17 protein-coding genes are annotated in these 18,011 nt (G+C 67.4%); 7 read left to right on the forward strand and 10 right to left on the reverse strand.

Features of this window, described 5'->3' with window-relative positions:
- The first annotated feature begins 59 nt into the window (after positions 1 to 59).
- The 3 genes from M0208_RS09855 (at position 60) to M0208_RS09865 (ending at position 3,134) form a co-directional block, all read left to right on the forward strand.
- The gene (locus M0208_RS09855; RefSeq protein ID WP_258891531.1) at positions 60 to 767 is read left to right on the forward strand and encodes a thioredoxin family protein; all 708 of its coding nucleotides are present in this window, start codon (positions 60 to 62) and stop codon (positions 765 to 767) included.
- A 93-nt stretch (positions 768 to 860) separates the two neighbouring features.
- Complete coding sequence (locus tag M0208_RS09860) at positions 861 to 2,120, forward strand: MFS transporter (RefSeq protein WP_258891532.1); 1,260 nt, start codon at positions 861 to 863, stop codon at positions 2,118 to 2,120.
- A gap of 12 nt (positions 2,121 to 2,132) precedes the next feature.
- On the forward strand, positions 2,133 to 3,134 hold the full coding sequence (locus tag M0208_RS09865) for a LacI family DNA-binding transcriptional regulator (RefSeq protein ID WP_258891533.1): 1,002 nt from the start codon (positions 2,133 to 2,135) through the stop codon (positions 3,132 to 3,134).
- Here the strand turns inward: M0208_RS09865 and M0208_RS09870 are convergent.
- The 3 genes from M0208_RS09870 to M0208_RS09880 all read right to left on the reverse strand — a co-directional run bounded on the left by M0208_RS09870 (position 3,119) and on the right by M0208_RS09880 (position 7,648).
- The gene (locus M0208_RS09870) at positions 3,119 to 4,156 is read right to left on the reverse strand and encodes a YeiH family protein (protein ID WP_258891534.1); all 1,038 of its coding nucleotides are present in this window, start codon (positions 4,154 to 4,156) and stop codon (positions 3,119 to 3,121) included. The genes M0208_RS09865 and M0208_RS09870 overlap by 16 nt on opposite strands.
- Before the next feature lie 44 nt (positions 4,157 to 4,200).
- The gene (locus tag M0208_RS09875; RefSeq protein ID WP_258891535.1) at positions 4,201 to 6,492 is read right to left on the reverse strand and encodes a TonB-dependent receptor; all 2,292 of its coding nucleotides are present in this window, start codon (positions 6,490 to 6,492) and stop codon (positions 4,201 to 4,203) included.
- Positions 6,493 to 6,571: 79 nt separating this feature from the next.
- Positions 6,572 to 7,648, reverse strand: a complete 1,077-nt coding sequence (locus M0208_RS09880) for a Gfo/Idh/MocA family protein (protein ID WP_258891536.1) — start codon at positions 7,646 to 7,648, stop codon at positions 6,572 to 6,574.
- Positions 7,649 to 7,685: 37 nt separating this feature from the next.
- Between M0208_RS09880 and M0208_RS09885 the strand changes: the two genes are divergently transcribed.
- The 4 genes from M0208_RS09885 (at position 7,686) to M0208_RS09900 (ending at position 11,599) form a co-directional block, all read left to right on the forward strand.
- Positions 7,686 to 8,591 carry an aldo/keto reductase family oxidoreductase gene (locus tag M0208_RS09885; protein WP_258891537.1) on the forward strand — a complete coding sequence of 302 codons (906 nt, stop codon included), beginning with the start codon at positions 7,686 to 7,688 and terminating at the stop codon, positions 8,589 to 8,591.
- On the forward strand, positions 8,588 to 9,655 hold the full coding sequence (locus tag M0208_RS09890; RefSeq protein WP_258891538.1) for an LLM class flavin-dependent oxidoreductase: 1,068 nt from the start codon (positions 8,588 to 8,590) through the stop codon (positions 9,653 to 9,655). The genes M0208_RS09885 and M0208_RS09890 overlap by 4 nt, the downstream gene beginning before the upstream one ends.
- A 62-nt stretch (positions 9,656 to 9,717) precedes the next feature.
- Positions 9,718 to 10,962 (forward strand): c-type cytochrome, encoded by a 1,245-nt coding sequence (locus M0208_RS09895; RefSeq protein WP_258891539.1) that lies wholly within the window; start codon positions 9,718 to 9,720, stop codon positions 10,960 to 10,962.
- Entirely contained in the window at positions 10,910 to 11,599 is a 690-nt protein-coding gene (locus M0208_RS09900; protein WP_309546998.1) for a cytochrome c family protein, read from the forward strand. The genes M0208_RS09895 and M0208_RS09900 overlap by 53 nt, the downstream gene beginning before the upstream one ends.
- Before the next feature lie 19 nt (positions 11,600 to 11,618).
- Here the strand turns inward: M0208_RS09900 and M0208_RS09905 are convergent, their stop codons facing one another.
- Genes M0208_RS09905 through M0208_RS09935 form a run of 7 tightly spaced genes read right to left on the reverse strand, consistent with a single transcriptional unit; the run spans position 11,619 to position 18,009 of the window.
- The gene (locus M0208_RS09905) at positions 11,619 to 11,846 is read right to left on the reverse strand and encodes a hypothetical protein (protein WP_258891540.1); all 228 of its coding nucleotides are present in this window, start codon (positions 11,844 to 11,846) and stop codon (positions 11,619 to 11,621) included.
- A 5-nt stretch (positions 11,847 to 11,851) separates the two neighbouring features.
- On the reverse strand, positions 11,852 to 12,343 hold the full coding sequence (locus tag M0208_RS09910; protein WP_309546999.1) for a TspO/MBR family protein: 492 nt from the start codon (positions 12,341 to 12,343) through the stop codon (positions 11,852 to 11,854).
- Entirely contained in the window at positions 12,340 to 13,524 is a 1,185-nt protein-coding gene (locus M0208_RS09915) for a geranylgeranyl diphosphate reductase (RefSeq protein ID WP_258891541.1), read from the reverse strand. The genes M0208_RS09910 and M0208_RS09915 overlap by 4 nt, the downstream gene beginning before the upstream one ends.
- On the reverse strand, positions 13,521 to 14,816 hold the full coding sequence (locus tag M0208_RS09920; protein WP_258891542.1) for a BCD family MFS transporter: 1,296 nt from the start codon (positions 14,814 to 14,816) through the stop codon (positions 13,521 to 13,523). Before M0208_RS09920 ends, M0208_RS09915 begins: the two co-directional genes overlap by 4 nt.
- Positions 14,813 to 15,718, reverse strand: coding sequence for a chlorophyll synthase ChlG (chlG, locus tag M0208_RS09925; protein WP_258891543.1), 906 nt, complete (start codon positions 15,716 to 15,718; stop codon positions 14,813 to 14,815). Before chlG ends, M0208_RS09920 begins: the two co-directional genes overlap by 4 nt.
- Positions 15,719 to 15,765: 47 nt before the next feature.
- The gene (gene ppsR, locus M0208_RS09930) at positions 15,766 to 17,196 is read right to left on the reverse strand and encodes a transcriptional regulator PpsR (RefSeq protein ID WP_258891544.1); all 1,431 of its coding nucleotides are present in this window, start codon (positions 17,194 to 17,196) and stop codon (positions 15,766 to 15,768) included.
- Between the two features lie 33 nt (positions 17,197 to 17,229).
- Complete coding sequence (locus M0208_RS09935) at positions 17,230 to 18,009, reverse strand: B12-binding domain-containing protein (protein ID WP_258891545.1); 780 nt, start codon at positions 18,007 to 18,009, stop codon at positions 17,230 to 17,232.
- Positions 18,010 to 18,011: the final 2 nt, after the last annotated feature.

Here is an 18,011-nt window from a genome sequence, read left to right on the forward strand (position 1 = left end):
TGTAACGACGGCGGGCGTCGCGCCGAACTCATGGTGATGTTGCTGAAGGAGCCGCACCCGTGACCTTCCCTTCCCGCCTGTTTGCCGCCGCCGCTCTCGCCCTGTTCGGCGGATCGTCGGCCACCGCGCAAGGCCCCGCCCGAGCCTCCGCCGCCCACCCGGTCGTGGTCGAACTATTCCAGAGTCAGGGCTGTTCGTCGTGCCCGCCCGCCAACGCCAATGTGAACGCCATCGCCACGCGACCAGATGTCCTCGCGCTGTCGTTCGCGGTGACCTATTGGGATCAGCTTGGCTGGAAGGACACATTCGCGTCGCCGCGCAACACCGCGCGACAGTGGGACTATGCTCGCGCCGGGGGACGCGGCAACGTCGCCACGCCGCAGGTGATCGTCAACGGCGGCACCGCGATCGTCGGCAGCAACCGCCAGCAACTCGATGCGACCATCGCCCGCGCCGGGCCGCCGCGCGGCGGTCCCACGCTGTCGATCGAGGGCGCGACGCTCAAGGTCGGCGCGGCGCGATCGGCGCCCGCGGCGGTCTGGCTGGTTCGCTACGATCCGCGCGCGATCGACGTGCCGATCAAGGCGGGCGAGAACGGCGGCCGCACCCTGCCCCATCGCAACATCGTCCGCGACATGGTGAAACTGGGCGACTGGACCGGCCCCGCGCGCAGCTTTACGCTAGCCGTCGGCTCGCGCGGCCTGTCGAGCGCGATCATCGTGCAGCGCGGACGCGGCGGACCGATCATCGCCGCGCGCAGGGTCTGACGCTCGGACAACAACCCGTCTTCCCGTCGTCCCCAAACGCTGTATGATAGCGTTGTCGGAAAACATCGACGCGGGACGCCGGGAGAGAGAAGAATGAGCGTACCGCTCTCCAATGCGCAACGCTGGATGCTGTTCACCCTGTTCATCGCGGCGGGTGTGCTGAACCTGGTCGACCGGCAGATCATCTCTGTCCTGAAACCCGAAATATCGACGGAACTCGGCTGGAGCGACGACGACTACGGCACGCTGGCGGCGTGGTTTCAGGGATCGATGGCGATCGCGTTGCTCGGCACCGGCTGGCTGGCGGACAGGCTCGGCGTCAAATGGGCGAGCGCGATCGGGGTGTTCGCATGGAGTGTATCCGCAATATTCCACGGCGTCGCCCGCACCCTGACGCAATTTGTGTTCTGCCGCGTTTCGCTCGGCGCGACCGAGGCGATGTGGACCCCGGCCGGGATCAAGATGATGGCGGGGATTTTCCCGCCGGAAATGCGATCGACCGGCTTTGGCGTGTCGAATGCCATTTCCAGCGCCAGCGCGATCGCCGCGCCGATCGTCATCGCCTTCGCCGCGGCGATCGTCGGCTGGCGCGGGGCGTTCGTCACCGCTGGCGTGCTGGGGATCGTATGGGCGGGGGTCTGGCTGCTCGTTACGCGCGGCATCCGCTTCGATGGCGGCGGAGTGTCGGCGGCGCAGGCGCAACCGACCCGCACCGTCCTGCGCGAACGATCGACCTGGGCGATCGCGGCGGCGAAGACGCTCAGCGACGTGACGTGGTGGCTGATGCTGTTCTGGATGCCCGACCTGCTCCACCGCCAGTTCGGCCTGTCGGGGGTCGCGATCGGCGCGCCGCTGGCGCTGGCTTATTCGGGCGCCGCGGTCGGCGCGCTGGTCGGCGGGATGCTCGCGACTGCGCTGCTGCGGCGCGGCGTATCGCTGAACGCGGTGCGCAAGGGCGTGTTGCTGGGCAGCGCGGTCCTCGTCCTGCCGCTCCCGTTGGTGCTGAGCGTGGACAGTTATTGGGCGGCGGCGGCGATCCTCGCGCTCGCACTCGCCGCGCATCAGAGCTTTTCGACCAATTTGTTCGCGCTCATCACCGACGTCGCACCCGGTGACCGCATCGGGCGCGTAACCGGGTTCGCGGCGTTTTGCGGCAACGTTGGCGGCACGGTCGTCGCCAAGGTCGCCGGCATGGTGCTGGCGGCCGGGCTCGGCTACCTGCCGCTGCTCGCGTTTGCGTCGGTCAGCTATCTGCTCGCGGTCGGCGTGCTCCAGCTGATGCTGCCGGTGATCCGCCCCCGGCCCGACGATGCGCCGCCCGCCGACACCGCGGTCGCCGGCGCGCATTTCTAGGAGAACGAGGCGTTGCGGTCGACGATCAAGGACGTGTCACGCGAAGCAGGCGTGTCGATCAAGACCGTCAGCCGCGTGCTGAACAAGGAACGCTACGTCGGCGCAGCGACGCGCGAGAAGGTGGAGGCGGCGGTCGCTGCGCTCAATTTCCGCCCCAGCCACGCGGCGCGGTCGCTTGCCGGGCGGCGCAGTTTTCAGGTCGCCTTGGTCTGCGACAACCCCTCGCCGCACTATGTGTATGAGATGCAATCGGGCATCCGCGATCGCTGCGAAGCAGACGGCGTGCGGATGCTCGCGCAGCCCTATGACCGCGGATCGGCAAAGTTGCTGAACGCGATCGAGGCGCTGGTCGACACGACCCACCTCGACGGCATCATCCTGACCCCGCCAGTCACCGATATCGACGCGGTGCTGGATTTGCTGGCCAACCGGCAGATGCGCGTCGTGCGGGTGTCACCCGGCGCGAATGTGGACGCCACCGCATCGACCTTCATCGACAATCCGCGCGCCGCCACCGAGATGATGCGGCACCTGATCGCGCTGGGTCATCGCCGGATCGCGCACATCGCCGGACCGTCCGACTTCGCGACCAGCGCGCAGCGACGGCGCGGATATGAGATCGCGCTGGCGGCGGCGGGGATTTCGCCCGATCCTGCGCTGATCGTGGCGGGGGATTACGATTTCGCCAGCGGCGCGCGCGCGGCGGACATGTTGCTGTCGCTGTCGATCCCGCCGACCGCGATCTTCGCCGGGTCCGACGACATGGCGGCAGGCGCGCTCGCCGCCGCGCACCGGCTGGGCGTCGCGGTGCCGGGGTCGGTGTCGATCGCGGGCTTCGGCGACGATGCGCTGGCGGGCTATGTCTGGCCGCCGCTGACGACAATCCGCCAACCGGTGCGCGCGCTCGGCTGGAATGCGGCGGATCTGTTGCTCGCGGCCGAACCGACGACCGAGCGCCGCGAACTCCCTTACGAACTGATCGTCCGCGGCTCGACCGCTCAACCGATCAGGTAAAGCGCCGCGCCGAGCGACAGGGCGAAAGCGGCGACGGTCGCCGCCAGGATCACGATCAGCGGCCGCGGTCCGGCTTCCATCAATTGCGCCAGCGGGGACCGGATCGCGGTCGCGGTGACCGCCGCCGCAAGTAGCCCGGTCGCGAGCGCCTCCGCCCCGTGCGCGACCGGCACCGGGATCACGCCAAACGAATTGACTCCTGCCATCGCAAAGAAGCCGACGACGAACCACGGGATGCCCGGCCCCTTCGCGCCCGTGCCGCGCGGCAGGAACATCGCCACCACCGCCAGCACCGGCGCGAGTAGCGCGACGCGGGTCAGCTTCACGATCGCCGCGATCTGCCCCGCGCCGTCGGAATAGGAATAACCCGCGCCCAGCGCCTGCGCGACATCGTGGATCGATGCGCCGAGCAGGAAACCAGCTTTGAGGTCCGACAGCGCCAGCCAGTGCGCGACGATGGGATAGGTCACCATCGCCAGCGCGCTCATCGCCGATATGCCGACCAGCACCAGCGTCAGTTGCGCCTGGCTCGCGCGGCGTTCACCCAGCGTCGTCGCCAGCGCCATCGCCGCCGACGCGCCGCAGATCGCGACCGCGCCGCCCGCCAGCGTCCCGAATGCGCGGTCGAAGCCCAGCCGCCGCGCGGCGAGGATGCCGACGCCGATCGTGGCCGCGACGATTCCTACGACGGCGATCAGCGCGACCGGTCCCAACGACCAGATCTGCCCGAAGGTAACCCGCACCCCGACCAGCACGATCCCCCAGCGCAACAAAGAGCGCGAGGCGAAAGCCAGACCGGGCGTCAACCGCGTGTCGGCCGACAGGAAGTTCAGCGCCAGCCCGATCAGCAACGCCATCAACGTCAGCGGCGCACCATAGCGATCCGCGACGAACCCCGCCGCCAGCGTCCCCGCGGTGACGATCGCGAGCCCGGGGAAATATCCGCGCCACGTCGCCTTGGGGCTCGGCTCGATATCGCCATAGAGGTCGGCGGCGAGCGGGATCGGACGGCGGGTGCTCATCGGTAAGCCCTACTCGTTCCTTCCCGGCACGGGGAGGAATAGAGTCAGAAATTTACCCGCCCGGTGACGCCGTAATAGCGATCGGCCTCACGCGGGATGATGTAGCGAAAACTCCCGCCCGGTCCGCCGCTGGTGATCGCCGCGGCGAAGCTCTCGTCGAACACATTCTTGACCTGAAACGCCAGACGAAAACGATCGTCGGGATCGACCAGCGCCGCCGACAGATCGACCAGCCCATAGCCCTTGATCGTCGTCGCCGCGCGGATCGCCGCGTTCGCATCGAGCTGCGCGATCTGCTCCGACTGATACGATCCCTGCGCGCCCAGCGCCACGTCGACGAAGCCCCCGGTCCGGATACGGTAGTCGGCGCCGAGCGACCCCTTCCATTCCGGCGCATATCCCAATCGCGTCCCGGACGGGATGACGCCCGTCGTCACGCCGTTGGTCGGCACCTTGAACTGGTCGATATGCGCATCGGTATAGGCCACGCCGCCCGAAAACGTCAGATCGCGCGTCGGCTGGAACAACAGGTCGAGCTCGACACCGCGCGTCGAAACGTCGCCCGCGTTGGTAAATCGGGTAACGAGCACGCCTGCGACGATATCGGGATTGTTGGCCTGGAAATTGTTATACTTGGCGTAGTAACCGGCCAAGTTGATTACCAGTTTTCCGTCGAACAGCGTGTTCTTCAGGCCCACCTCATAACTGTCGGCAGTTTCCGGCTCGATCACGTTGGTGCCGGTCGCACCCAAATTGAAGAAGACGTTGAACGCCGGTCCTTTATAGCCGCGCGAATAGGTGGCGTAGGCAGTCGACTGCGGGACGATATCGAACTGGACGCCCGCCTTGCCCGACCAATTGTCGTTGGTGGTCTTGCCGCGGAAAGGCCCGAAACTCGGGTTGATCCCCGGCCCGGCGAGCGTCGTGACGCGCTGGTGAAAAACGTTCAACTGGTCGGTGGTGTAGCGCAAGCCCACGATACCGCGGAAGCGATCGGTGAAGTTCAGCGTACCCTGACCAAACAGCGCGAAGTTCTTGAAGGTCGATCCGAAATTGGCGGTGCCGCTGGGGGTCGACGCCAGCACGAGCGGGCTGGTGCACGGCGTCAGCGGCGGCAGCACCGCGGTGGTGCAGGTGATGTCGTTGCGCGTGAACGTCCGCTCGGTTTCGGCGCGCGAATAGAATGCGCCGAGCACATAGCTGAAGAACTGATCCGCCGGGCTGGTCAGGCGCAATTCCTGCGTCAGCGTGTTCGACGTCTGCGGCCCGAAATCGTGCAGTTGGTTCAGGCCAGCGCCGGTATAGGCCTGCGGCAGGAAGTCTCCGTCGCGGATCTCTGTATTGTCGTACTCACGGTACGAACCGATGTACGTCACCGTCTGCGTACCCAGTGTCCAGTCCGCCTGCGCCGACAAGCCCCAGCTCTTTTCCAGCGTCGCGGTAACGAGATTTTGCGCGACCTCGCGCGTTTCGTTGCCGCGCGGCGTTGGCAGGACGCTGGCGGTCGCGTTATTCGGGGTCGTGCCGATCACCTCGGCGCAGCAATCATCGTCGGATTTGCGGTAGTCGGCGATGATCGTCGCGGTGAAATTGGGCGCCAGATCGGCGACCAGCATCCCGCGGACGCCGTAATGTTCGTATCCGTTGACGCGGGTTCCCGTCGTGCGGTTGCGGATGTTGCCGTCGTATTTGCCGTAGAAGCCGGTGACGCGCGCGGCGACGCCCTCGCTCAACGGCAGATCGAGCGCGCCGCGGACGCGGTATTCGTTGCCGTTGTCGAAATAATACGCGCCCTCGAGATAGCCGCCAAACTCGTTACCCGGCCGTTTCGTGACGATGTTGATGACGCCCGCCGAGGTGTTCTTCCCGAACAACGTGCCCTGCGGGCCGCGCAGCACCTCGATCCGGTCGATGTCGATCAGGTCGCTGAATGCCTCACCCGCGCGCGAATAGACCACGCCGTCGACGACGGTGGAGATCGACGGTTCGCCTGCGATCGAGAAGGTGGAGGTGCCGACACCCCGCAGGAACAGCGACTGATTGATCGCAGTGCCGGATTTACGGAAATTGAGCGTCGGAACGAGGTATTGCGCGCCTTCGAGGTTCACCGCGCCCTTCGCAGCGAGCGTATCGCCAGAAATAACCGACACCGCGACCGGAACATCCTGCAGCCGCTCCGACCGTTTTTGCGCGGTTACGACCACATCGCCGGGCGCGGAGGCTTCAGCGGTTTCCGCAGCTTGCGGCTCGGCGACGGGGGTCGCGGCGTCTTGCGCAAATGCGGGCGTGGCGGTCAACGCAAGCGCCGCGACGCCGACCATCAGAATCGTTTTCATATCGTTCCTCCCTTATTCCCACTTATCTAATGGGATATTATTTCTGTCCGGCGTTGTCACCCAAGTTTCGCTTGGGGGACTAGAAACCCAACTCGCTCATCTCCACGACGCGCTTCTCGCGCGCGCTGATCTCCGCCGCGGTCCCGATCGCGACCGCCATCAGCCCGTCGCGCGCGGTGACTTCGACCGACCCCTCGCCTCGCACCGCGGCGTTGAAGCGCTGATGTTCGTAGAACGTCGATCCGTGGTGGCTGCCCGCGTGTAGCGCAGTAGCGTCCACCTCCACCACGCGGCGGTCGACCCGCTTCGGTTGCCGGAAGCCGACGCGCGGCGAATGGACGATCGCGCCTTCGGGGATCAGCACGTCAAGACGCGCGTCGCTGCCGACCGCGGTAATCTCTTCCTGATTCTCCGCGCCGTCGGCGAACATCGACAGATCCAACATTGCGCGGACCCCATTCGCGAAATCGACCGTCGTATAGCTGTTGTCGATGATGTCGGGCGTGCGGCCGTCATAGGCCTCATCCACATGATTTACGTCCATCGCGCCCGAGCAATAAACGCGGACCGCCTCAGACCGCACGATCAGCCGCATCAAATCGAAGAAATGACAGCATTTCTCGACCATCGTGCCGCCGGTGTTGGTGCTGAAGCGGTTCCAGTCGCCGACCTTGGGCAGGAACGGAAAGCGGTGTTCGCGGATCGACAGCATTTGCAGCCGTCCAACCTTGCCGCCGTGTATCTCGGCGATGAACTCCGCGGCCGGCGGCATGTAGCGATATTCCATCGCGGTCCAGAACGGCTGGCCGTTCTTCTCCGCTTGCTCGACGATCCAGCGCGCATCGGGGATCGTCGTCGCCAGCGGCTTTTCGCACAGGATCGCCAGACCTTCGCCGAACAGCGGCGTCAGCACGTCGCGGTGCGTGTAGTTCGGACTCGCGACGATCACCGCATCCACCAGTCCGCTCTTGGCGAGCGCCGCCGAATCGGCAAACTGCGTCACGCCATCGCCGCGCGGCCCAAGCGCATTCTTCGCCCAGCCGAGCGATGTTTCGACGGGATCGGCGATCGCGGTCACGACGGCCCCCGGCGTCACCGCCAGGTTGTTGAGGTGTTCCACCCCCATCATGCCGGTGCCGACCAGCCCGTAACGCACTTGCTCTCCCAACCGACTTGTCCTTATTATGACAGCGATGTCTGAAATCACTCTATCGCCCGATTCGAGGCCGCTCGGCAAGAGCGGAATCATGGTCTCGCCCGTAGCATGGGGGATGTGGCGCTTCGCTGGCGTGTCCGCGTCCGACGGGCGCGCGTTGATCGACGCGGCGTTTGCGGCCGGCGTGACGCTGTTCGACACCGCCGACATCTATGGCCTGGACGAGGGTGGGTTCGGCAACGCCGAGCTTCTGCTGGGCGAAATTTTCGCCGCCGCGCCGGGCCTGCGCGAGCGCATGGTGCTAGCGACGAAGGGCGGCATCACCCCGCCGGTCCCGTACGATTCGAGCGCGCCGTACCTGATGCGCGCGCTGGAGAATTCGCTCCGCCGACTGCAGGTCGAAACGGTCGACCTATACCAGATTCACCGCCCCGACATCCTCACGCATCCGCAGGAAGTCGCGCGCACGCTGGAGGACATGGTGTCGTCGGGCAAGGTCCGCGCGATCGGCGTGTCGAACCACACGCTCGACCAGACCCGTGCGCTCGCCGATTTCCTGTCGATCCCGCTCGCGACGCAGCAGCCCGAATTCTCGCCGCTGTGGACCGAGCCGATGACGAACGGCCTGTTCGATCTCGCCATGGCCGACGATATCGCCACGCTCGCCTGGTCGCCGCTGGGTGGCGGCCGCATCACCCAGCCCGGCACTGCGCAGGAACGCGCCGTCGCCGCCGCGCTCGATGCAAAGGCCGACGCTGCGGGCGTCAGTCGCGCCAGCGCCGCCTACGCCTGGATCATGGCGCATCCGGCGCAGGTCATCCCGATCGTCGGCACGCAGAATCCCGGCCGCATCGCCGAGATCGCCGAAGTGTTCGGCGTCCGCTGGACCCGGCAGGAATGGTATGACGTTCTGGTCGCGTCGCGCGGGGAGAAACTGCCGTGAGCAAAACGCCGTGCGAGATCAGCTGGTTCTCGGCCTTGTGCGACGACGATTACGAATTCCTCGGCGTCCCCGACGCGAAGCTGAAATCGAGCTGGGAGCATTGCCGCGACATCGTCCTCGCCGCGGAAACCGGCGGGTTCGACAATATCCTGCTTCCCTCTGGCTATGCGCTGGGCATCGACACCACCGCCTTTGCCGCCGCAATCGCGCCGATGCTGCGGCGGATGGCGCTGCTGATGGCGGTGCGCATCGGCGAGACGTGGCCGCCGCAGCTCGCGCGGCAGATCGCAACGATTGACCGGACGCTCGGCGGACGGCTCACCGTGAACATCATCTCCTCGGACATGCCGGGTGAAACGCTGGCCAGCGCGCCGCGATACGCCCGCACCGTCGAGGCGATGCAGATCCTGAAGACGCTGCTGAACGGCGAGAGCCTCGATCACCAAGGCGAATTCTGGCAGCTGAAGGTCGATCCGCCGCGTATCGGCACGGTCAGCGGCAAGGCGCCCCTGCTCTATTTCGGCGGCCTGTCCCCCGATGCGCGCGAGGCCGCGGCGAAGGGTTGCGACGTTTTCCTGATGTGGCCCGACAAGCGCGAGAACGTCGCTGCGATCATCGCCGACATGAAGACGCGCGCCGCGAACCACGGCCGCACGCTCCGCTTCGGATACCGCGCGCACGTCATCGTCCGCGATACCGAGGCGGAGGCGCGAACCTATGCCGACCGTTTGCTGTCGAAGCTCGACGCTGAGCAGGGTGCGGAAATCCGCGCGAAATCGCTCGATTCGACCAGCGTTGGGGTCGCGGCGCAGGCGGCGCTGCGCGAAAATGCGTCGGACGACGGCTACGCCGAGGAAAACCTGTGGACCGGCGTCGGGCGCGCGCGATCCGGGGCGGGCGCGGCGATCGTCGGCGATCCCGATCAGGTGCGCGCGAAGCTGGAGATGTACCGCGACATGGGGATCGATGCGTTCATCCTGTCCGGCTATCCGCACGCTGCAGAAGCCGATCTGTTCGCACGCCACGTCCTGCCGCACATCGATCACGCACCGCTGACGCGCTGATCCGCGGAACTATATCGCCGGCAGGATCGTATTGCGTCGATGACGCGCGCGGCGACGACGGGATGAAGTGGCTGCGCGGCATCCCACTGGTATCGCTATTTCCCCGCAGACCGGCGCAGTGGCTCGGCCCGCTCGCGGTTGCCGCGATCCTCGCGCTGGCTATCGCCGCACTGGTCGCCGTGTCGGGCGTATTCAGTTTCGCCGCCACCACCGCCGATCCCGCGGGATTCGCCGCATTGGTCCACGGCGCATTCCTGCGCTCGACCGATCACCATGCGGATCAGATGCCCGCGCCACCCGCGACCCTGGCCAGTCCGTCGATGATCGTGAAGGGCGCGGGATACTACGGCACCGCCTGCGCGCATTGCCACGGCGCGCCGGGCTTCGGGCAGACCCCGATCGTGCTGGCGATGCGACCACGACCGCAGTATCTGCCCGCCGTCGCCGGCCAGTTCAGCGACCGCGAGCTGTTCCGCATCATCAAGCACGGCGTGAATATGAGCGCGATGCCCGCTTTCCCCAGCCAGCACCGCGACGATGAAGTGTGGTCGCTGGTCGCGTTCGTCCGCACGCTGCCGCGGATGACTCCGGCGGCGTATCGCAAGCTGGCCTACGGCGACGCCGACACCTTGCCCCCGGTGATCCTGCCGCCCGACGACCATAGCGGCTCCGGCCGCCGCTATCTCGCCAACGGCCGCGACGAGCTTGCGCCCGCGAACTACCGCCGTACCGCGCCTGCGATCGGGCTGGACGACCTCGCTTTGCGCAGCGATGTTACCGGTTATTGCTCGCGCTGCCACACCGGCAACGGGCGCGCGCGGACCGGCGGGCTGGTTCCCGACATCACCATGCTGGACCGGCGCTATTTCCGCCGCGCCTTGCTCGAATTCGCCAGCGGCAAGCGGCATAGCGGCTTCATGTTCCCAGTCGCTGCGCAACTGTCGTCAGCGCGGATCGATGCGCTGGCGGATTACTACACCGCTCAGGCCCGCCGCGCGCCCACACCGTCGCGCGCGTCGCCCAGTCAACTGGCGCTGGCCGAACGGATCGCGCGCGCAGGTCTCGATAACCGCCGGACCGACGCTTGTTCGAACTGTCACGGCGTGCCCGACGCTTCACCCGCGGGCTATCCGCATATCGCAGGGCAACACGCGGGATATCTCGCCGCGCGGATGCGGCAGTTCCGCACCGAAGCGGCCAGCGCGGACGACCCGATGGCGACGGTCGCGCACCGGCTCGACGATCGCGCGATCGATGCGGTCGCCGCTTATTACGCCGCGCAGCCCGCTGCAGCGCTGCGTCAATGACCCGACGGAACTCTTTGGTTTCGACAGCGTAATGCCCCTTGGACAAATGACGCCGAATGGTGTCCATTGTCCGCGACAGGTTAAAAGTCAGGAGAGGTTCATGGCGACGCGTTCGTTGAATCGGTTTGGCGCACTCATGCTGGGCGGCGCCGTAACGGCGCTTACGCTCGCCGCATGTTCGAAACAGCCCGAACAATCGACTACCACGACTACGACGACCACCACCGAGGCGACGAACACCGCTGCCGCAGCACCCGCTGCCGCGCCAGCCGCGGCAGCGCCCGCGGCGGCCAATACCGATACCGTCAGCGGCGCGAAATTCGCCGACTTCACCGGCAATGCCGCGTCCGGCAAAACCGTCTTCATCCAGTGCAAGACTTGCCACGAGGTGACGCCGGGCGTGAACAAGATCGGGCCGTCGCTGGCCGGGATCGTCGGGCGCAAGGCCAGCAGCATTGCGACGTTCACCTATTCGCCCGCCAACCATAACAGCGGGATTACTTGGACGCCCGAAAAGCTGTTCCAGTATCTCGAAAATCCGCAGCGCGTCGTGCCGGGCACCAAGATGGCGTTCGCCGGCATTCCCGATCCACAGAAGCGCGCCGACGTCATCGCCTATCTTACCGCGCCCAATTGAGCCGACAACCTGCGTCGATTCAACGCCGACGCAGGTCCGCCAGATGGATCGGGAACGATAGCGCTAGCAGCAGCGCCACCCACTGCCACGCCACGCCGGTCAGCGCTGCACGCAACGCAAGCATCATCAGCACCGCCGGTCCTAGCCGGAGCGCCGCGTCTCGCGCCGGCCAGCCGCCGCGCGTGACGAGCCACACGAACTCGATCGCGAGCACCGCAAGCACCACGTCCGCCAGATGATCGCGCAAAAACGTCAGCCGAACGGCCCATTCGACCGCACGATCGCCATCGTCAGATACCCCGCGAACGTGACCCAGCACAGGTATGGCACCAGCAGCGCCACGGCGAACATCGACCGGCGAAAGCTGTAGACGATCAGCGCCAGCACCGAACACCACAGGAAAACCGCCTCGATCATCGCCCAGTCGGGCCGGTGCAACCGGAAGAACAACAGGCTCCACATGATGTTGAGGAAGCCGTTGAGCGCGAATAGGCCGACCAGCCAGTCGCCCTCACGCGCGGTCGGCATCGCGCGCCAGGCGGTGATGCTGGCCAGCGCGGTAAGCGAAAAGATCGCGGTCCACGCCACCGCATACAGCGCGTCGGGCGGCGCCCAGCGCGGCTGGACCAGGCTATGATACCACGGCCCTGTATCGGTGATCGTCGCGCCGACCGCGGCGACCATCACCGCCGCCCCTGCCGCGACCGCGATCGGCAATAGCGACGCACGTCCCGCCACGATCACGCCGCCGAGCCCAGCAGATGCCGCATGTCTTTCCAGAAGATGCGCGCGTGCGCGATCGGCCGCGCGCGCACCAATCGCTTGTTCATATAGGCTTCCCACGTCAGCATCTGGACATCGGGATCGGCGCACATCGCGACGAAGCGCTCACGCCGTTTGTCGCTTGAATACCAGAAATATTGCATCACGCCGAGAATCCAGAACACGCGCCCATGCGCGCCGAGGAAACGCCGCCGCGCCTTCCGCAATGCCCGCGCCTTTCCCGTAGCCAGCATTTCCTGCACCGCATCGGCGACGCACACCGCGCTGGCCATCGCATAATAGATGCCCTCGCCCGATGCGGGGGCGACCACCCCCGCCGCGTCGCCGACGACGATGATGTCACGGCCGTTGTCCCAGCGTTTCAGCGGCTTCAGCGGGATCGGCGCGCCTTCGCGCCGCACCGTCTCGCAATTCGCAAGGCCGCTGCTCGCGCGTAATCTGCCGACCGATTCGCGTAAGGCAAAACCCTTGTCGGCGCTGCCCACCCCGACGCTTGCAGTGTCGCCGTGCGGAAATATCCATGCGTAAAAGTCAGGCGAAAGATCGGCTTGATAATAAACGTCGCACCGCGCCGGATCGAACGCATCGCTCGGCTCGCCCGCGGGCGACCGGATCACCTCGTGATAGGCGAAGACGCACGGCACGCGGTCCGCGCCAGGGATCGCCCCGCGAGCCACGCCGGATCGCGCGCCGTCCGCGCCGATCACCGCGCGCGCGCCGACGCGCTCCTCGGGACCGTCGCGCGTTTCGCGATAGACGACCACCGCGCCGCCACCGGCATCGCGATCGAGGCGCAGGAACGTCCCCGTCCGGCGCGTCGCGCCCGCCATTGCGGCACGCGCGCGCAGCCATTCGTCGAATGCGGCGCGGTCGACCAGTCCGACGAAGCCGTCGCCGACCGGCATGTCGACGCGCTTGTCAGACGGTGCGACCATCCGCGCCGAACGCGCCTTCGCCACCAGCAGGTGATCGGGAATCGCAAAGTCCTCGATCAGCCGCGGCGGGATCGCGCCGCCGCACGGCTTGATCCGTCCCGCGCGGTCGAGCAGCAAGACATCGCGCCCGGCGCGCGCCAGTTCGGTCGCCGCGGTTGCCCCTGCCGGACCGCCGCCGACCACGACGACGTCGAACACTTCGCTCATGCCGCGACCGCGATCAGCGGCTCCCGGCGCGACCGCCGCGCGTGGACCGACAACAACGCCGCGACGATGAACAACCCGCCCTCGCACGCGAACACCAGGGTAAAGGCGGCCGCATCCGCCCCCGTCGCCCGGCGCATCACGTCGACCGCCACCGCGCCGACCAGCCCGCCGGTGCCGAACGCGATCGCCTGCGCTGCACCCCACACGCCCATGCGGATGCCTTCGCGACCGACGCCGCCCGCCCCCGCCAGCGCCATCATCGCCCCGATCGCGGACACCGCGAACACGCCGTTCGCAAACCCCAGGGCGGCGACGTTCGCCGCGATCGGCCAGCCCGCGCCCACCCGCGCCGCGATCGCCAGCCCCATCAGCGCCAACGCCGATCCCGCGCATCCGCCGACGATCCAGCGCCCGAGTCCCGTCGCGTCGCGCCCGCGAAACGCGTTGCCGCCGACCCCGGCCAGGATCATCCCCGCCAGCACACCGCCATGCTGTATCCCCGCCAGCCGCGTCGATTCGCCCGGCGAATACGCGAACACCAACCCCGCGAACGGCTCCAGAATCATGTCCTGCATCGAATATGCCAGCATCGCGACGAACACGAACAGGGTGAAGCGCCGCGCGTCGCGATCGGCCCACATCGTACGCACCGCGGTCGGAAAATCCTCGCTCGGGGGCGGCGCGTCGGCCAACACACGCCCACGCTCTACTCCCAGCACCGCCACGGTCGCCACCACGAACGCCGTCCCCGCAACCCCCGCCGTCACCGCCGCCAGCCGCGCGAGCGAGAATGGATCGATCAGCGACCCCGCAACGCCAGAGGTCACGACGATCCCGGCCACCATCATGATCCAGGTGATCGCCGCCGCCGCCGCGCGCCGTTCTGGCGCGACCCGTGACGCCAGCAATGCCAGCAACGACGTTCCCGCCGCGCCGACGCCCGCGCCGATCCCCGCGAACGCCAGCGCCGCGAAAAGATATCCGGCGACCGCGCCGCCCGCGATCAGCGGCAAGCTCCCGACCGCCGCCACTGTCGCCATCGCCAGCAGCGCCATGCCGCCAATGATCCACGGCGTCCGCCGCCGCCCGCGATCCGATCCGTGACCCCACGCCGGACGCGACAGTTGCACCGCGTAGTGCCACGCCACCAGTCCGGCGGGCAGCGCGGCAGGCAGCGCATATTCGACGACCATCACGCGGTTGAGCAGCGACGTCGCCAGCATCACCTGCGCGCCGATCGCGGCCTGCACCAGGCCCAGCCGGACGATCGACCCCCAACCCAGCCCCGTCACGCCGCAGACCCCAGCCCGAACGCCGCCGCCAGCATCCCGAGCACGTACAGCGTCGTGCCCGTCGCATTATACCACGGCGTATGCTTCACCGGATCGCGCAGCAGCCGCAGCATCAGCCCGACCTGCCCGGCCAGCGACAACGCCACCACCGCCGCAGCGATTTGATGATCCCACTGCCAAAGCAAGGCGACCACTATCATCTGCGGCAACGCCATCACCAGACACGCGATCCGCGCCGCCCGATCTATCCCCAGCACTGCGGGCAACGACCGCACGCCGGTCGCGCGGTCCCCCTCCACCGCCTTGAAGTCGTTCAGCGTCATGATCCCATGCGCACCGAAGCTGTACAACAGCAGCACCGTCAGCACCGCGCCGCCAGGCAACGCCCCCGCCATCACCGCCGCGCCGGTGAACCACGTCAGCCCTTCATAGGTGAGCGCGACGACCGCCGGACCCCACAGGCCGCTCGCCTTCAACCGCAGCGGCGGCGCGCTATAGGCCCAGGCGCACACCAGCCCGAGCGCGGTCACCGCCAGCACCCATGGCCCGGCCAAGGCCGCGACGATCAGCGACAGCAACGTGCCGATGCACGCGATCACCAATCCCCAGCGACCGGCGATCCGTCCCGACGGGATCGGACGGTTCGGCTCGTTGATCGCATCGACGTGACGGTCGAACCAGTCGTTCACCGCCTGGCTCGTCCCGCATACCAGCGGCCCGGTCAGCAGCACGCCCGCAATCAGGAATGGCCACCGCTCGGCGACCGGCACGCCCGACGACACGACGCCGCAGCCGAACGCCCACATCGGCGGAAACCATGTGATCGGCTTCAGTAACTCGACGACATCGCGCGCCGCGGGAATGCGGGCGAAATGGGCGGGCATCGCGGTCAATCGAGCCATATGCCGAGGCTATGCCTGACACTTTGACGCGTCAAACGGAATTGACGTTAACTCGCGTCATCACCCGAAACGAGGCTGCCAAGGCCGTGCCGGTGCAGCTTGGAATACAGGCTCTGCCGACTGAGACCCAGGATTTCGGCCGCCGACGCGCGGTTGTCGTCGGTATAGGCGAGCGCCGCCTCGATACACAGCCGTTCGATCAGGTCGGTCGATTCGCGGACGATGTCCTTCAGGCTCATTCGTCCGACCAGCTCGGTCAGTTGTTCGACCGATCGGGGCAGGTCGCGCACCGGATCGGGCACGCTGCGCAGCCGTCGCCCCACGCTGCGTATGGTGAAGCCGTAGCAGGTCGAATCGCCGTCGGGTGCGGCGACCGCGGACACCTCCACCTCTTCCTGCCCGCCGGTATCGCCACGCAGGATCGTCGACACGTTGCGCACGACGCCGTGATCGCGCAACTGTCCCATCATCAATTCCAGATCTATGCCCGCGCGTCCCAGCCATCGTGATAGCGGCGCGCCGTCGACGCGGTCCGCGCTGGCTGCTTCGGTCAGTTCCAGGAACGCCGCGTTCGCGGTCAGGATCGACAGGTTCGCATCGGTCATCACGAACGCATCGGGCATCCGCTCGACCAGTTCGTCCAGCCGCGCCTCATGCCGAACGCCGCCCGAATCCTCGATCAACGGCGCGATCCGCACCAGCAACAGCACCGCGCGCGCCTGTCGGAACAGTCGCGCGAACACCCGCGCCGTCCCACGGCTGCGCACCAGCCGCAACGTCGCGGGCGGCGCGGCATCGGCCGCCTCCGCCGCGCCGAAATAGGCGATCAGCGTCTCGCGGTCAGCCGCCTCGAACAAGGCGCTGGCGGGTTGATTGGACAGCGACCCCGCCGCGACGCCCAGCAAGGCGTGCGCCGCCGGGTTCGCCTCGCGAATGCGGCGCGTCCCGGCATCGACGATCAGCACCGGTTCGGATCCCTCGTCGAACAGCATCCGGTAGCGCGCTTCGGCCTGCCGCAACCGGATATAGTCGCGCTCCAGCGCCTGTTGCGTCTGGAGCAGACGCTGTTGCGCTGCGGCCTGCGTCCGCAAATCTTGCCCGATCGCGATCAACCGGCCGTCACCGCCAAGCGGCATCGCGAGCCAGCGCACGGCGATTTCCCCATTCGCGGTCGGATGGTTCACCTGCCGCCAGCGCGCACCGTCCCCACCGCCGCGCAGCATCTCCTCGACCTTGAGGCGGCTTTCGACCGTGACCGTGTCCACCCACGCCCTGCCGCGCCACGTGTTGAGACCATGTTGCGCCAGATCTTTCGATGATACCGACAGGTCGAGGATCGTACCGTCAGGCGCGAGCACCAGCGACACATCGCCGACCGCGGCCAGGATCGCCGCCGCGTTCTCCGCGCTCAGCGCACCGGGCGACCGCGCCGGTTCGTCAAAGCCCATCGGGCCGATAAGGGCGTGAAGCTTGTTCATCCGGCCAGCCGTGACGCGCACGCACCTTTCGTTTCAGCCGCGGGATGATGTCCCCCGGTCGATCATCGTGTCGGCCGGCGCGACGAGCGCGGCGGCCACCAACAGCGCCTCCCGGGCGTCGTTCGCGGTCCCGTCCGCGCCGACCGTCGTGGCCAGCGCCGGATTGTCCGCGAACACGCGTCCGCCCACCATCACGCGCACCGCGGGATTGTGGGAAACGCCGCGCAAGCCCGAGATGACCGACGGCAGCGTGGCCGTATGACAGTCGCAACTGACCGTCAATCCGACCAGATCGAACCATTCGCCGGCCGCCGTCGCCATCAGCGAACGGGTCGACGCATCGCCTGCGCGCTCGACCGACCAGCCCCCGCGCGTGAACACTTCGGCCAGCACCAAAGTGCCGAAGCCGTGCTGGTCGCCCGGCATCGGCGCGAACAGCGCGCGGCGCGTCGGCAGATGCCGCGCCCCCGGCTGTCGCACGCCCAGTTCGTGGACCACCTCCTGCAGCCGCCACAGCCCCATCGTCACGTCGACGAAATCGCAGCGGTCGGATTCCCAATATTCGCCCAGCGTCCGCGCCGCGGGGCCGAGCAAGTCGACCATCAGCCCCTCCACCGTCATGCCGTCCGCCAGCAGCGATTCGGCGCGCGACAGAAGCTCGTCGGCCTCCACCTGAAGCGCAAGATCGGCCAACGCGATGACGTCGGCGGGGTCTGCCGGGGGATGATCGATCACGGGCGCGACATGGGCCACCATCAATCGCGGAATGATCTCGCACTCGATCAACTGCGACAGCGAACGGGCGGATCGCACCG

Origin of the sequence: Sphingomonas sp. SUN019, from assembly GCF_024758705.1 — a bacterium.
Lineage (GTDB): Bacteria > Pseudomonadota > Alphaproteobacteria > Sphingomonadales > Sphingomonadaceae > Sphingomonas.

What these genes read in the sequence shown, in the direction of transcription:
- M0208_RS09860 (WP_258891532.1), top strand. Translation starts at nt 861, where the DNA reads ATGAGCGTACCGCTCTCCAATGCGCAACGCTGGATGCTGTTCACCCTG.
- M0208_RS09870 (WP_258891534.1), bottom strand. Translation starts at nt 4,156, where the DNA reads ATGAGCACCCGCCGTCCGATCCCGCTCGCCGCCGACCTCTATGGCGAT.
- M0208_RS09875 (WP_258891535.1), bottom strand. Translation starts at nt 6,492, where the DNA reads ATGAAAACGATTCTGATGGTCGGCGTCGCGGCGCTTGCGTTGACCGCC.
- M0208_RS09885 (WP_258891537.1), top strand. Translation starts at nt 7,686, where the DNA reads ATGTCTGAAATCACTCTATCGCCCGATTCGAGGCCGCTCGGCAAGAGC.
- M0208_RS09895 (WP_258891539.1), top strand. Translation starts at nt 9,718, where the DNA reads ATGAAGTGGCTGCGCGGCATCCCACTGGTATCGCTATTTCCCCGCAGA.
- M0208_RS09900 (WP_309546998.1), top strand. Translation starts at nt 10,910, where the DNA reads ATGCGGTCGCCGCTTATTACGCCGCGCAGCCCGCTGCAGCGCTGCGTC.
- M0208_RS09915 (WP_258891541.1), bottom strand. Translation starts at nt 13,524, where the DNA reads ATGAGCGAAGTGTTCGACGTCGTCGTGGTCGGCGGCGGTCCGGCAGGG.
- chlG (WP_258891543.1), bottom strand. Translation starts at nt 15,718, where the DNA reads ATGGCTCGATTGACCGCGATGCCCGCCCATTTCGCCCGCATTCCCGCG.
- ppsR (WP_258891544.1), bottom strand. Translation starts at nt 17,196, where the DNA reads ATGAACAAGCTTCACGCCCTTATCGGCCCGATGGGCTTTGACGAACCG.